The 13,397-nt window shown below is 72.0% G+C and carries 10 protein-coding genes; 2 read left to right on the top strand and 8 right to left on the bottom strand.

Features of this window, described 5'->3' with window-relative positions:
- Positions 1 to 66 precede the first annotated feature (66 nt).
- Together OG568_RS19425 and OG568_RS19430 are read left to right on the top strand one after the other, a co-directional pair.
- On the top strand, positions 67 to 1,611 hold the full coding sequence (locus OG568_RS19425; protein ID WP_329532496.1) for an alpha/beta hydrolase: 1,545 nt from the start codon (positions 67 to 69) through the stop codon (positions 1,609 to 1,611).
- A gap of 138 nt (positions 1,612 to 1,749) precedes the next feature.
- Complete coding sequence (locus tag OG568_RS19430; protein WP_329532497.1) at positions 1,750 to 3,297, top strand: alpha/beta hydrolase; 1,548 nt, start codon at positions 1,750 to 1,752, stop codon at positions 3,295 to 3,297.
- A gap of 209 nt (positions 3,298 to 3,506) precedes the next feature.
- On the opposite strand, the gene moeZ is transcribed toward OG568_RS19430, so the two are convergent.
- From moeZ to OG568_RS19470, 8 genes are all read right to left on the bottom strand, one after another.
- Positions 3,507 to 4,685, bottom strand: a complete 1,179-nt coding sequence (gene moeZ / locus OG568_RS19435; protein WP_266431679.1) for an adenylyltransferase/sulfurtransferase MoeZ — start codon at positions 4,683 to 4,685, stop codon at positions 3,507 to 3,509.
- Positions 4,686 to 4,748: 63 nt separating this feature from the next.
- Positions 4,749 to 5,498, bottom strand: coding sequence for a spherulation-specific family 4 protein (locus OG568_RS19440; protein ID WP_266436197.1), 750 nt, complete (start codon positions 5,496 to 5,498; stop codon positions 4,749 to 4,751).
- Positions 5,486 to 6,445, bottom strand: coding sequence for an NAD-dependent epimerase/dehydratase family protein (locus OG568_RS19445; protein ID WP_266436199.1), 960 nt, complete (start codon positions 6,443 to 6,445; stop codon positions 5,486 to 5,488). Before OG568_RS19445 ends, OG568_RS19440 begins: the two co-directional genes overlap by 13 nt.
- 156 nt (positions 6,446 to 6,601) lie before the next feature.
- On the bottom strand, positions 6,602 to 7,648 hold the full coding sequence (locus OG568_RS19450; RefSeq protein ID WP_443077873.1) for a hypothetical protein: 1,047 nt from the start codon (positions 7,646 to 7,648) through the stop codon (positions 6,602 to 6,604).
- A gap of 134 nt (positions 7,649 to 7,782) precedes the next feature.
- A complete protein-coding gene (locus OG568_RS19455) occupies positions 7,783 to 9,516 on the bottom strand; it encodes a DUF3492 domain-containing protein (protein WP_329532499.1) in 1,734 nt (577 codons plus the stop codon).
- A 189-nt stretch (positions 9,517 to 9,705) separates the two neighbouring features.
- Positions 9,706 to 11,322 carry an ABC transporter ATP-binding protein gene (locus tag OG568_RS19460; RefSeq protein WP_329532500.1) on the bottom strand — a complete coding sequence of 539 codons (1,617 nt, stop codon included), beginning with the start codon at positions 11,320 to 11,322 and terminating at the stop codon, positions 9,706 to 9,708.
- Entirely contained in the window at positions 11,319 to 12,317 is a 999-nt protein-coding gene (locus OG568_RS19465) for an ABC transporter permease (protein ID WP_266436205.1), read from the bottom strand. Before OG568_RS19465 ends, OG568_RS19460 begins: the two co-directional genes overlap by 4 nt.
- Complete coding sequence (locus OG568_RS19470) at positions 12,314 to 13,393, bottom strand: ABC transporter permease (protein ID WP_329532501.1); 1,080 nt, start codon at positions 13,391 to 13,393, stop codon at positions 12,314 to 12,316. Before OG568_RS19470 ends, OG568_RS19465 begins: the two co-directional genes overlap by 4 nt.
- Positions 13,394 to 13,397 lie beyond the last annotated feature (4 nt).

Consider the following 13,397-nt stretch of genomic DNA (forward strand, 5'->3'; position numbering starts at 1 on the left):
CGCACGCCCTCACCCGCACGGCCCGCGCCCCGAGCGCCCCGCCCCGCACGACCGCAGGATGGGAGCATGCCGAACCCGTCTCCGCCGCGCGCCGCTGCCCTGGCCCTCTCCATCGCTGTGCTGTCCGCCGTGCTGACGGGCTGCAGCGACAACTCGAAGAGCGAGGACCTGACGGCCCAGAAGCTGAGCTGGAAGGACTGCCCGGCCCCCTCCGAGTCCGAGGGCGGCGGCAACGCCCCCTCTCCCCTGCCGGGCGGCACACAGTGGCAGTGCGCCACCATGAAAGCCCCCCTCGACTGGGCCGACCCCAAGGGCGCCACCATCGGCATCGCGCTGATCCGGGCACGGACGAGCGGCGACCAGAGCAAGCGCATCGGCTCCCTCATCTTCAACTTCGGCGGCCCCGGCGGCTCCGGCGTCACCACGCTGCCCGCCTTCGGCGAGGACTACACGAAGCTGCGCACCCGCTACGACCTGGTGAGCTTCGACCCACGCGGAGTCGGTCGCAGCGCGGGGGTGAAGTGCGAGGACGACAGCCAGCTCGACGTGTTCTTCCAGCAGGACGCCACCCCCGACGACCCAGCCGAGCAGAAGAACCTCCTCAACAACACCAAGGCGTTCAACGCGGCCTGCGAGAAGAACTCGGGCCGGACCCTCCCCCATGTGCCCACCACCGACGCGGCCCGCGACATGGACCTCATGCGCCAAGTGCTCGGCGACGCCAAACTGCACTACTTCGGCATCTCGTACGGCACCGAACTCGGCGGCGTCTACGCCCACTTGTTCCCCAAGCACGTGGGGCGTGCCGTCTTCGACGCGGTCGTCGACCCGAGGCAGAACCCGGAGCAGAGTGCGCTCGGGCAGGCCAGGGGCTTCCAGCTCGCGCTCGACAACTTCGCGGCCGACTGCACCTCGAAGACCGAGCCCTGCCCGATCGGCGACACCCCGCAGGACGTCAAGGACCGCATCGCCAAGCTCCTGAAAGACCTGGACAGCAAGCCCATCCCCGGTGTCTTCCCGCGCCAGCTCACCCAGACCGAGGCCACCAACGGCATCGCCCAGGCGCTGTACTCCAAGGACTTCTGGGAGTACCTGACGGAGGGCCTCGACCAGGCGTACAGCGGAGACGGCAAGGTACTGATGCTGCTGTCCGACTCGATGAACGGGCGCAACAAGAACGGCCAGTACAGCAACCTCGTCGCGGCCAACATCTCCATCAACTGCGTCGACGAGAAACCGCGGTACACGGTCTCCGACGTGCAAGCCGCACTGCCGGCGTTCCGGGCCGCCTCACCGCTGTTCGGCGACTTCCTGGCCTGGGGCATGCTCAGCTGCACCGACTGGGCCGTCCCGGGCGCCGCCGACCACCCGGACGTCAGTGCCGTCGGCGCGGCGCCGATCCTCGTGGTCGGCAACACCGGCGACCCGGCCACGCCGTATCAGGGCGCGAAGAAGATGGTGGACGCGCTCGGCAAGGGCGTCGGCGTCGAATTGACCTACAAGGGCCAGGGCCACGGCGCGTACGACAGCGGGAACAAGTGCGTGCACGACGCGGTGAACGGCTATCTGCTGAACGGGACCGTACCGCCCGCCGGAACCGTCTGCGCCTAGCACCAACCCCCATCCGTACTCATAAAACCGCAGGTCAAAGGGTTATCCACAGGCCTCCACGGCGTCGGCCGCAGGCGCCTACCATGGCCTGCATGTGATCCGCGGCATCCGGCGGACCACGGGCGAGGGGGGAAGTTCATGACGCGTTTCGCACGGTGGACGGCCGCGGCGGCCGCCGCGTTGCTGGTGGCGGGCTGCGGCGGCGGCTCGTCCGGGGGCGGTGAGGACGAGGGGAAGAACAGCGGCCGGCCCTCAGCCGGGGCGCCTTCTTCCGACACCGCCTCGGGGCTGCCCTCCTCGCTCACCTCGCAGAAGCTCGACTGGGGCCGCTGCAAGGGCTCCTCCGCGCCGGGCAGCGGCTGGCAGTGCGCGACGCTCAAGGTGCCGCTGGACTACGCGAAGCCGGACGGCGAGACGATCGGCCTGGCGCTGATCCGCTCGAAGGCGACCGGCGGCCAGAGCAAGCGCATCGGCTCGCTCCTGTTCAACTTCGGCGGTCCCGGCGGCTCGGGTGTCTCCACGATGCCGTCGTACGAGAGTGCCGTCGGCCCGCTCCACGAGCGCTACGACCTGGTGAGCTGGGACCCGCGCGGCGTCGCCGCCAGCGAGGGCGTGCGCTGTCGCAGCGACAAGGCGATCCAGGCAGCCGAGTCGGTGGACGCCACCCCGGACGACGCGGCCGAGGAGACCGCGTACTTCAAGGACGCCGCCGACTTCGGCAAGGGCTGCGCGAAGGCCGCCGGGAAGCTGCTGTCGCACGTCTCCACGACCGACACGGCCCGCGACATGGACCTGATGCGCCAGGTCCTCGGCGACGGGACGATGCACTACCTCGGCTTTTCGTACGGGACCGAACTCGGCGGCGTGTACGCCCATTTGTTCCCCAAGAACGTGGGCCGTCTGGTGCTGGACGCCGTCGTCGACCCGAGCGCCGACACGGTCGGCCACGCCAAGAACCAGACCCTGGGCTTCCAGCGCGCCCTGGACGACTACCTCAAGTCCACCGGCCAGGACCCCAAGCAGGGCTCCCAGAAGATCGTGGACCTGTTGAACCGGATCGACGCGAACCCCCTGCCGACGGCCGACGGCCGCAAGCTCACCCAGTCACTGGCGCTCACCGGCATCGTCCTGCCCCTGTACAGCAAGGAGGGCTGGCCTCGCCTGACCAGCGCGCTCAACGGCGCCGAGGACGGTGACGGTTCGGAGCTGCTGGCCCTCGCCGACAGCTACAACGATCGCGACTCCTCGGGGCACTACGGCACGACGACCCATTCCCAACGGGTCATATCGTGCTTGGACGACAAGCAGCGGCCGACTCCCGCGGAGACGAAGAAGCTGCTGCCCGAGTTCGAGAAGATCTCGCCCGTCTTCGGAGACTTCATGGGCTGGGACACGGCGGGTTGGTGCCACGACTGGCCGGTGGCCGGCCAGTACGACAACCCGGAGGTCAGCGCGCCGGGAGCCGCACCCATCCTGATCGTCGGCAACACCGGGGACCCCGCGACTCCGTACGAGGGCGCCCGCAGGATGGCCGACGAGCTGGGCAAGGGCGTCGGAGTGGAGCTCACCTGGAAGGGCGAGGGCCATGGGGCCTACGCGAGTGGGAGCGACTGTGTCGACTCCACGGTGAACAGCTATCTGCTGGACGGGACGGTGCCGAAGGACGGGAAGGTCTGCGCCTCGTAGTGGCGGGTGCGGCGGAGGGGCGCGGGCCTGTGCCCGGGCCCACCCGACGAGCGGACGACCGCCCAACGGCGGCCCACCCGACGGACACCCGGGCAAGGGGCTCACGGCCGATGAACACCCGGCCCGCGAGTGAGAGGTCAGCGGAAAGGGGCCCGGCACACGCGGTGCCGGGCCCCTCCCGAAAAGCCGTACGCCTGGTACACCGGCGCCTAGTACACCGGCTTCTCCGGCTCGATCTGGTTGACCCAGCCGATCACGCCGCCGCCGACGTGCACCGCGTCCGAGAAGCCCGCGGACTTCAGCACCGCGAGGACCTCCGCGCTGCGGACACCCGTCTTGCAGTGCAGAACGATCTTCTTGTCCTGCGGAAGGGTCTCCAGGGCGGTGCCCATGAGGAACTCGTTCTTCGGGATCAGCTTGGCGCCGGGGATCGAGACGATCTCGTACTCGTTGATCTCGCGGACGTCGATGATCTCGATGTTCTCGCCGTCGTCGATCCACTCCTTGAGCTGCTTGGGAGTGATCGTCGAGCCGGCCGCCGCCTCCTGGGCCTCCTCGGACACGACGCCGCAGAAGGCCTCGTAGTCGATGAGCTCGGTGACGGTGGGGTTCTCGCCGCAGACCGCGCAGTTCGGGTCCTTGCGGACCTTGACCTGGCGGTACTGCATCTCGAGGGCGTCGTAGATCATCAGGCGGCCGACGAGCGGCTCACCGATGCCCGCGAGGAGCTTGATCGCCTCGTTGACCTGGATGGAGCCGATGGACGCGCACAGCACACCCAGGACGCCGCCCTCGGCGCAGGAGGGGACCATGCCCGGCGGCGGGGGCTCCGGGTAGAGGCAGCGGTAGCAGGGACCGTGCTCGGACCAGAAGACGGAGGCCTGACCGTCGAAGCGGTAGATCGAGCCCCACACGTACGGCTTGTTGAGCAGCACGCATGCGTCGTTGACCAGGTAGCGGGTCGCGAAGTTGTCCGTGCCGTCGACGATCAGGTCGTACTGGCTGAAGATGTCCATCACGTTCTCGGCCTCGAGCCGCTCTTCGTGAAGGACCACGTTCACGTACGGGTTGATGCCCAGCACAGAGTCACGGGCCGATTCGGCCTTGGAGCGGCCGATGTCCGCCTGGCTGTGGATGATCTGGCGCTGCAGGTTCGACTCGTCGACCTCGTCGAACTCCACGATGCCGAGCGTGCCCACGCCCGCGGCGGCCAGGTACATCAGCGCCGGCGATCCGAGGCCGCCGGCGCCCACACACAGCACCTTGGCGTTCTTCAGCCGCTTCTGCCCGTCCATGCCCACGTCGGGGATGATCAGGTGGCGGGAGTACCTGCGGACCTCGTCTACGGTGAGCTCAGCAGCTGGCTCAACCAGGGGTGGCAGCGACACGGGGACTCCGTTGGTCGGTCAATCACTACAGTTGTTCTCGCTGTAACACTGCCACGCCCTTCTTCATTCCGAGACACCCGTTCCGATCCGCGAGACGATGTCGTCCCAGTAGCCGGGCATCGTCTCCCAGGGGTCGGCCCGTCCGCCGTGATCCGTGCTGTCGGTGAAGTAGATCGTGCCGGCGCCCTGCCAGCGGGCGATACGCAACGCCTCGTCGAGATGACCGCGCGGTACCCCGTGCACGAAGTGGCAGAAGCGCTCGGGCGGATAGTCGGCGGTCCACTCGGCGACCTGCGACCAGCGGTAGTCGCTCCAGGCGCCGGAGAAGGTCACCAGCTGGTCGGCGCTTTCGGCATAGCCGGGGCAGGGGTGGGTGCCGTGACCGAAGACGAGGTGGGCGTCGTCGAGGAGCGCGCGGAGCGTGGTGGCCGCCCGGCGGACCTCGGGCAGCGCGGCGCGCTCGGTGGGGCAGCGGTGCAGGAGGAACCCGCCGACCCGGTACCAGTCGACATACCTCTGTGCGTCGGAGATCACCTCGGCGAAAGCGCGTGCGCCGTACGTCACATCGAGGTGCCCCAGGACACGCACGCCCGCGGTGCGGAGTCGGCCGGCGGCCTCCAGGCAGTGCGGGTCGGGGCGGATGCCGGGACCGCCCGCCACGTTCAGGACCGCCCAGTGCACGGGGGCGCCGGGGCGGGTGAGTTCGCCCCATTGCGCCGGAGCGACGAGGGGGTGCGCATAGCCGGGGACACCGAGGCCGACCTGTAAGTCCGTGCTCGCGGTGCCCGCCGCGGCGCTGGTCAGATGCGGCATGCCGCCTCCATCCAGATGTCGGCGAGGGATTCCTCGAGGTTGATCCTGGGCCGCCAGCCGAGCCGGTCGCGTGCGGTGCGCACATCGGCCTGCTGCCAGCTGCCGCAGCCGTCCGGGTAGGGGTACGCGACCGGGGCCCCGTGATCCGGTTCGGCGCGGGGGTGGCCGATGGACGGCCTCATGGGTCCGGGCGGGCCGTCGAGTTCGTGCAGCGTGCCTCCGTACCCGGCCACGCGGGCGAGGACGGCGGCGGCGTCACGCAGGCGGACGGCGCGGCCCGAGCCGATGTTGATGACGCCCTGCGCGGCGGAGAGCGAGGCGGCGTGCACGGCGCGGGCGACATCGCGGACATCGATGAAGTCCCGCTGGACGCCGAGTCCGCCGAGCTTGAGTTCGCCGTCGCCGGACTGCATGGCGCGGCGCAGGGCCTCGGCGAGGCGACCGAGCGGGGATCCGGCGGGGGTGCCGGGGCCCGCGGGAGAGAAGACGCGCAGGACGACGGCGTCGAGGCCGGCGCCGAGGACCAGTTCGGTGGCGGCGAGCTTGCTGACGCCGTACGGGCCGCCGGGGCGCGGCACCGCGTCCTCGGCCGTGGAGGAGCCGGGCTGGCTCGGCCCATATTCGGCGCCGCAGCCGAGCTGCACCAGGCGGGCGCCGCAACCGCTGCGGCGCAGGGCCTCGCAGACGGTGGCGACGGCGACGGTGTTGTGCCGGGTCAGTTCGCGGGCGCCGCCGCGGGTGGCGCCCGCGCAGTTGATGACGACCCCGGGATGCACCGCGTCCAGGAAGCGGGTGAGGGCGCCGGGGCTGCCCGAGGCGAGGTCGAACCGTACGTCGGCGTCGTCGCCCCGGCCGAGCGCGGTGAGCTGCACGGCCGGGTCGGCGAGCAGCCTGTCGGCGACGAAACGGCCCAGGTACCCGTTGGCTCCGATCAGCAGGACTCTCATCGGGCGGCTCCCGGGGCGGATTCTCCGGTTCGGGAGGTGATCATCTGGCGTTCTCCTTCGGGGTGGTGCCGTGGGTCGGACGGAGCGCCCGCGGTGTCGGCCCCGCGGGAAGGTGCGCCCGGCGCGAGGGCTGGACCCTCGGGCGCCGGTCGCGGCTCATGGCGTCCCGCCCGGTGCGGCGTGGGCCGAGGCCCGGGTGAGGGTGCGGGTCGCGTGGATCAGGAGGAGGAGGGCGGCCGCGCCGCACACCAGGGTCGGGACGGCACCCGGACCCCAGGTGTCGGCGACGGTCTCGACAGGGGTGGCCACGAACGAGCAGCCGGGGAGGCGGGCCGCGAAGACCGTGGCGAGGGCGGTCACTTCCGCCGCGCCCGCGGCACCGAGGACGACGGCCGGGGCGTGGGTGAAGCCGCGCGTCGTGAGCAGGCGCGCGAGCAGGAGCAGCGCACCGAGGGCACCCGCTCCGGCGTACGCGCCGGGTCCGTCGTACACGCCTGGCGCGCTCGGTACCTGCCTGCACAGCGCGAGCAGCGTGCCGAGGGCGCAGAGGAACAAGGCGAACACCCCCAGGAGCAGGGGCCGCACGGAGACGGCGAACTCCTCCAGGCCTCGGCTCGCGGTCAGTTTGCGGCGGGCGCGCACGGTGAAGAGGTGCGCGCACCAGGCCGCGGGCGCACATGCCAGGGCGAGGGCCAGCACGGGTGCGGTGGTCGGGGGCCAGGGGCCGTCGGGGCCGCCTTCCACACCGGCGCTCAGCAGTCCGTCGCCGAGCAGGGCGTACGCGATCAGCCAGCAGGTCCAGGCGCGCGTGCCGCTCGTCGTGCGGTACGTGGTGCTGAGGGGGCCCCGGCGGAGGGCGCCGCGCAGGCCGAGTGTCACGGCGAGGGTGCCGGCCGCGGCGACCGCGAGGCGCAGCTGCCCTTCGGTGAGCCGCAGCCCGGTCACGGTCGCCGCGCACAGGGTGCCCGGCAGCAGGGCGAGCGCCGCCCAGCCGGCACGCGCGCCGGGGTGTTCCGGGGCCGCCGGCCGCGGCGCCGGGTCCGCGTCGCGGGCCACGCGCGCGTACATCTCCTCGGCGAGCGAGAACACGTCCCGGTGCCGGAACCGTGCGGCGGTGCGATCGGTCACGCCGTGCGCCTCGAGGCCCGCCGCGATCTCCAGGGGGTCGACGGCGCGCTCGCAGAGTTCACGGTGCCGGTGCATCAGCGCCCTGACGGGGTCCACGGCACCGCGGCGCCCGCCGCCGACGGCCTTGCGCGCACTCCCCGAGGCGCCCTCCGAGGCATCCCCCGAGCCGCCGCTCGCACCACCCGAGCCGTCCCGTACGAGTTCGCTCATCACGCGCCCTCCCCCGCGGGCAGCGGAGCCGTGGCGCGCACCGGGGCCCCCGCCGCCCAGCGCGGGCGGCCTGTGGCCATGAGGCGGGCCTCGGTCCAGCGGCCGAGTACATGGGCCTCGGCCGGCACGCCGAACGGCAGGGGGTCCCCCGCGTCGTCCACGACGAATCGCCGGACCGGGGAGCGCGAGACGATCTCCAGGTAGATGCCGTGAAATGCCGCGATGTTCTGCTCGACCGTGAAGAGTTCGAGGGCTCGCGCGCGGGCCGCCGCGCCCAGGCGTGCGCGCCGTTCGGGGTCGCGCAGCAGCGCCACGCACGCCTCGGCGAGCGCCCGCGGATTGCGCGGTGGCACCACCAGCCCCGTACCGCCGATGACTTCGACGACCGCGCCGACGTCCGTGGACACGGTGGCGCGGCCGCAGAACATGGCCTCGACCAGGCTGATCGGGAAGCCCTCGACGACGCTGGAGAGGACGACCACGGCGCCCGACGCGTACGCCTCCGCGAGGCTCGGGACCTCCGGCCCGCCGGTCTCCTCGAAGGACACCGGGTTGTCGCCGACCGCGTGCAGGCCCTCCGCCTCGTCGGGGAAGAGCTGGGCGGCCAGCGCTTTGCAGTGGGCCAGGTACAGCGCGCCCTCCGGCCCGTCGGCGGGCGCCCCGACGATCCGCAGCCGGGTCTTCGGCGCCTCCTTGCGGATCTCGGCGAAGGAGTGCAGCAGTGAGATCAGGTCCTTGGCCGGTTCGATGCGGCCGACCCAGACCAGGGTGTCCGGGTCCGCGCAGCCGGAGCCATCGGTCCGCTCGCCCACCTCGGCGAAGCGGGCGGCCTCCATGCCGGGGTAGACGGTGCGCAGTTTGGCGCGGTCGGCGCCACAGCGCTCCTGCCAGCGGCGCGCGTGGGTGTTGCCGGGTGTGATGAGCGCGGCCCGGCGGTAGACCTCGCCGGCCAGCGCGCCGTGGAAGGCGGCGAGCAGCGCCCGTACCGCGGGGGACTCCTCGGCGGTGGAGGAGGCGAGGTAGTGCGCCCGCAGCTGCACGCCGTACTCCGTGACCAGCAGCGGCACTCCGGCGAAGTGCAGGGCGAGCAGGCCGGGCAGGGCGGCCTCGCCGCCGGCCGCCGCGTGGCAGAGGTCGACCGAGCCGAGCCCGTCGGCCTCGTACCAGTCCAGCGAGAGGGGGCGCAGGGCCCGCTCGATGTGAGCGGCGACGGACAGCAGGTCGGGCACGCGCGCGGTACGCGCGGCGCGCAGTGCGCCGGGCGCACGACAGGCGCGCTCCAAGGCGCGTACCGCGCTCTCGGAGCGCAGCGCCCCGACCAGCCCGCCCTCGTCACGGGCCAGTTCCGCGAGCCCGTACAGCGCACTGCCGAAACGGTCCGCCTCCACGCCGCCAGAGGCGTCCGTACCGCCAGAGGCCTCCGAGCCGTCGAGGACCGCCGGTGCGGCGCACACCGCCGCCGCCAACTCCCCGAAGCACTCGGCGAACCGTCGGCGCGCCCGTCGCCCGAGTACCACGCCGTCGTCCTCGGCCATCCACAGCGGAGCCGTCCGCACCCGGCTGACCTGCGGTGGCAGCCGCACCCAGCCCTCGTCCTCCTGCCGCTCGCTGCGGCTGAGCGCGTAGATGTCGAACTCGTGCTGCCCGAGCCCGCGCACGAGCCGGTCGCACCAGAGTCCGGCGTCACCGCTCACATACGGATAGCCACCCTCCGTAAGCAGTCCGATGCGCACCAGTGCACCCCCGATCTCCCTATGGGGAGCCGCCGTTGACCCGGCGGCTCGCAGCGGGAAGAACGTATGCGGACATGACGGTGGCGCGACGGACGGTTGTCCATCGCGCCACCAAAAGGGGTGAACGGTCGTAACTTTCCCGTGCGGGTCGCGTTCCGTCGCGCTACGAGATCAACCAGTCACGTTGCATCACACCGCCGTCAGCTGCCTCCGGGCCGTCCGTCGCTGCGCCGCGACCTCCGGATCCAGCGCCGGTACGGCGGCCAGCAGCTGCTTGGTGTACGGGTCGCGCGGCGACTCGTACACCTCGTCGGCGGGCCCGTACTCGACGATCCGGCCGCGCCGCATCACCGCGACCCGGTCGCTGACCTGGCGGACCACCGCGAGGTCGTGCGCCACGAACACCAGCGCGAGCCCGAGTTCCCGCTGCAGTTCGGCGAGCAGGGCGATCACCTGGGCCTGGGTGGTGACGTCGAGCGCGGAGACCGGTTCGTCGCAGACGATGACGCGTGGGTCGGCGGCGAGCGCCCGGGCGATGCCGACGCGCTGGCGCTGTCCGCCGCTGAACTCGTGCGGATAGCGGTCGTAGTGCGCCGCTTCGAGCCCCACGCGCTCCAACAGTTCCCGTACGCGCCCGCGAATGCGCCCCTCGTCCCTCCCCCACTCTCGGCTTCGCTCGAGCGGGGGCACCCCCATCCCCCGCGCGCGCAGCGGATCGGCGATCGACTCGCCCACGCTGCGACGCGGGTTGAGGGAGGAGACGGGATCCTGGAAGACCATCTGGACGTCCGGGCGCACGCCTCCGCCGGGCTTGATCTCCCCCGCCGTCGGCTCCAGCAGCCCCACGAGCATCCGTCCCAGGGTGGTCTTGCCGCTGCCGCTCTCGCCCACGATCCCGAGGGTCTCGCCCCGGTGGATCGTCAGCGAGACGTCGTCGACGGCCGCGAACGCCCGCTTCCCGCGCCCGAATTCGCGCCGCAGACCGCTCGCCTCGAGAACGACCTCCTCCGTCGCCTCGGAGGCGGTGCGCGGCGCGTCCACGCGGGGCACCGCACCGAGGAGTTCCTGGGTGTACGCCTGCGCGGGCGCCCCCAGGACCGTGCCGACGAGGCCGTGCTCGACCGCTCGCCCGTGCCGCATGACCAGGATCTCGTCGACGCTCTCGGCGGCGACGCCCACGTCGTGCGTGACGAGGAGCAGGCCCATGCCGGTCTCCTCGCGCAGGGTGTGCAGCAGGTCGAGGATCTGGGCCTGGACGGTCACGTCGAGGGCCGTGGTCGGCTCGTCGGCGATCAGCAGGTCGGGTTCGCAGGCCAACGCCATCGCGATCAGCGCACGCTGGCGCATGCCGCCGCTGAACTCGTGCGGGCGCGAGCGCGCCCGGCGCGCGGCGTCCGGGATGCCGACGCGGTCGAGCACCTCTGCGGCACGCGCGCGTGCGGCCCGCCGGGAGGCCTTCACATGTACCCGGTACACCTCGGCGATCTGGTCGCCGACCGCGTAGTACGGGTCGAGGGACGACAGGGGGTCCTGGAAGACCATGGCGGCCTTCCCGCCGCGCAGCCGCCGCAGTTCGGCGTCGGACGCCTCCTGTACGTCGATGCCGGCCACGCGCACCGAGCCGCCGACGTCGGCTCCCGTGCCGCGGTGCAGCCCCAGGAGGGCCGAGGCGACCGTGGACTTGCCCGAGCCGGACTCACCGACCAGGCCCAGCGCGGCGCCCTTCTCCAGCCGGAAGGACAGGCCGTCGACGGCGCGCAGCGATCCGAACCCGACCGTCAGGTCGGTGACTTCCACCAAGCTCATACGAGCACCACCCGTCGGTCGGCCACCGCGTACAGCACGTCCGCGACGGCGTTGGCGATGACTACGAAGAAGCCGATGACCAGGACCATGCCGACGACCACCGGCAGGTCGACGACGTTCACCGCGTGCACCAGCGCCTGGCCGATGCCGGGCAGTCCGAAGAGCGTCTCGGTGAGCACCGCGCCGCCGACCGCCGAGCCGACGTTGTTGGCGTTCAGCGCGATGATCGGCGCGAACGCCCCGCGCAGCGCGTGCCGCCCGATGATCGACCGCTCGCCGACGCCGTACGCCCGGAAGGTCCGGATGTGGTCCTCGGCGAGGGTCTCCAGCATCGCGGCCCTGGTCAGCCGGGCGAACGCGGCGGCCTCGATGAGGGCGAGGGAGAGCCAGGGCAGCAGCAGGTTCCAGGCCCACTGTTCGGGGTCGTCGGTGAGGCTGACGTACTGCGGGAAGGGCAGCAGTTGCAGCTGGCCGCAGACGACGATCATGAGCACCAGGCCGATCACGAAGACCGGCGTGGCGACGCCCGCGAGGGTGATGCCGGTCAGCACGCGCTCGGTGAGCCGGCCGCGCCGCCACGCGGAGAGGATGCCGGTGCCGACGCCGAGGACCAGCCACAGCACCATCGCGCCGAACACGAGGGACAGGCTGACCGGCAGCTTCGCCAGGATCAGCTGGGTGACCTGGGTGTCGCCCTGGTACGACAGGCCGAGGCAGGGCGCCGAGCAGTGCTCCACCGAGGTGCCGGTGGAGTAGTCCTGGCCGACGAGGATGCCCTGCAGGAAGTGCCAGTAGCGCACGTACAGCGGGTCGTCGAGCCTCAACTGCTGGGCCACCTGGTGCACTTGTTCCGGAGAGCAGCGCGGGCCGCAGGTGATCTGGGCGACGTTGCCGGGAGTGGCGTAGAAGACGACGTAGACGATCACCGAGATGGCGAGCAGGGTGATCACGGTGCCGACGGCGCGGCGCAGGACGAATCCTCCGAAGCCGCTCATGCCTTGGCCTCCTTATCGGCGTTCGCGTCCGCCGTGGCCTTACTGGCGCTCGCGTCCGCCGTGGCCTTCTGGGCGTTCGCGTCCGCCTTGGCCTCCCGCTTGCGGCCCGTGCCCACGCGCAGGCGCGAGGCCGCGCGCGGGTCGAGGGCCGTACGGACGCCGTCGCCCAGGACGGTCAGGGACAGCACGGTCACCAGGAGCGCCCCGGCGGGCAGCAGCAGGTATTGCGGGGCCGCCTGGTACCAGACGTCGGCGGCCGTGAGCATCTGCCCCCAGGACGGCATCGGGGGCTTCACTCCGACGCCGAGGAAGGACAGCGCGGCCTCGGCGGAGATGTTCATCGGCACGAGGAGCGCGGCATAGGTGATGACGGGGGCGGCCAGTCCGGGCAGGAGTTCGCGGCGGGCGATACGCCAGGTGTTCCAGCCGCTGAGCCGCGCGGCAAAGACGTAGTCCAGCCCCTTGAGGGTGAGGGTCTGGGCGCGCACGATCTTCGCGGTGTTGCCCCAGGCGATCAGGCCGATGACGAGCGCGACCAGCAAGGGCCGCGGGAAGCTGCTGGGCACGATCGCCAGCAGGGCCAGCGACATGATCATCAACGGCATCGCGACGAAGATGTCGGTGATCCGGCTCAACAGTTGATCGATCCATCGGTTGCCGAGTGCGGCCGCGACGCCCACCACGACGCCGACGAGGACCTGTACGACGGTCGCCCCCAGCGCGACTCCCAGCGAGACCCGGGCGCCGTACACGAGCCGGGCGAAGAGGTCGCGGCCGGTCTGCGGTTCGACGCCGAGCCAGTGGTCGCCGCTGACGCCGCCGAACGAGCCCACCGGAACGCCGCCGCGCGCGGAGTCGATCAGCGACGGATGGTAGGTGGTCGGGTCCTGGCCCTCGATCGCCGTGAGCAGCGGCGCGGCGAGCGCGAGCAGGACGAGCAGCGCGACGACGGCCGCCGCGACGAGGGCGGCGCGCTGCGTGCGCAGCCGCCGCCAGAACTGACGGGCCCCCGAGGCCCCCGGGACGGACGCGAGGTCCGTCCCGGGGGCCTGAGAGGCGACGATTGCCTCGCTCACGGCG

It is taken from the genome of Streptomyces sp. NBC_01450 (assembly GCF_036227505.1).
Taxonomy (GTDB): domain Bacteria; phylum Actinomycetota; class Actinomycetes; order Streptomycetales; family Streptomycetaceae; genus Streptomyces.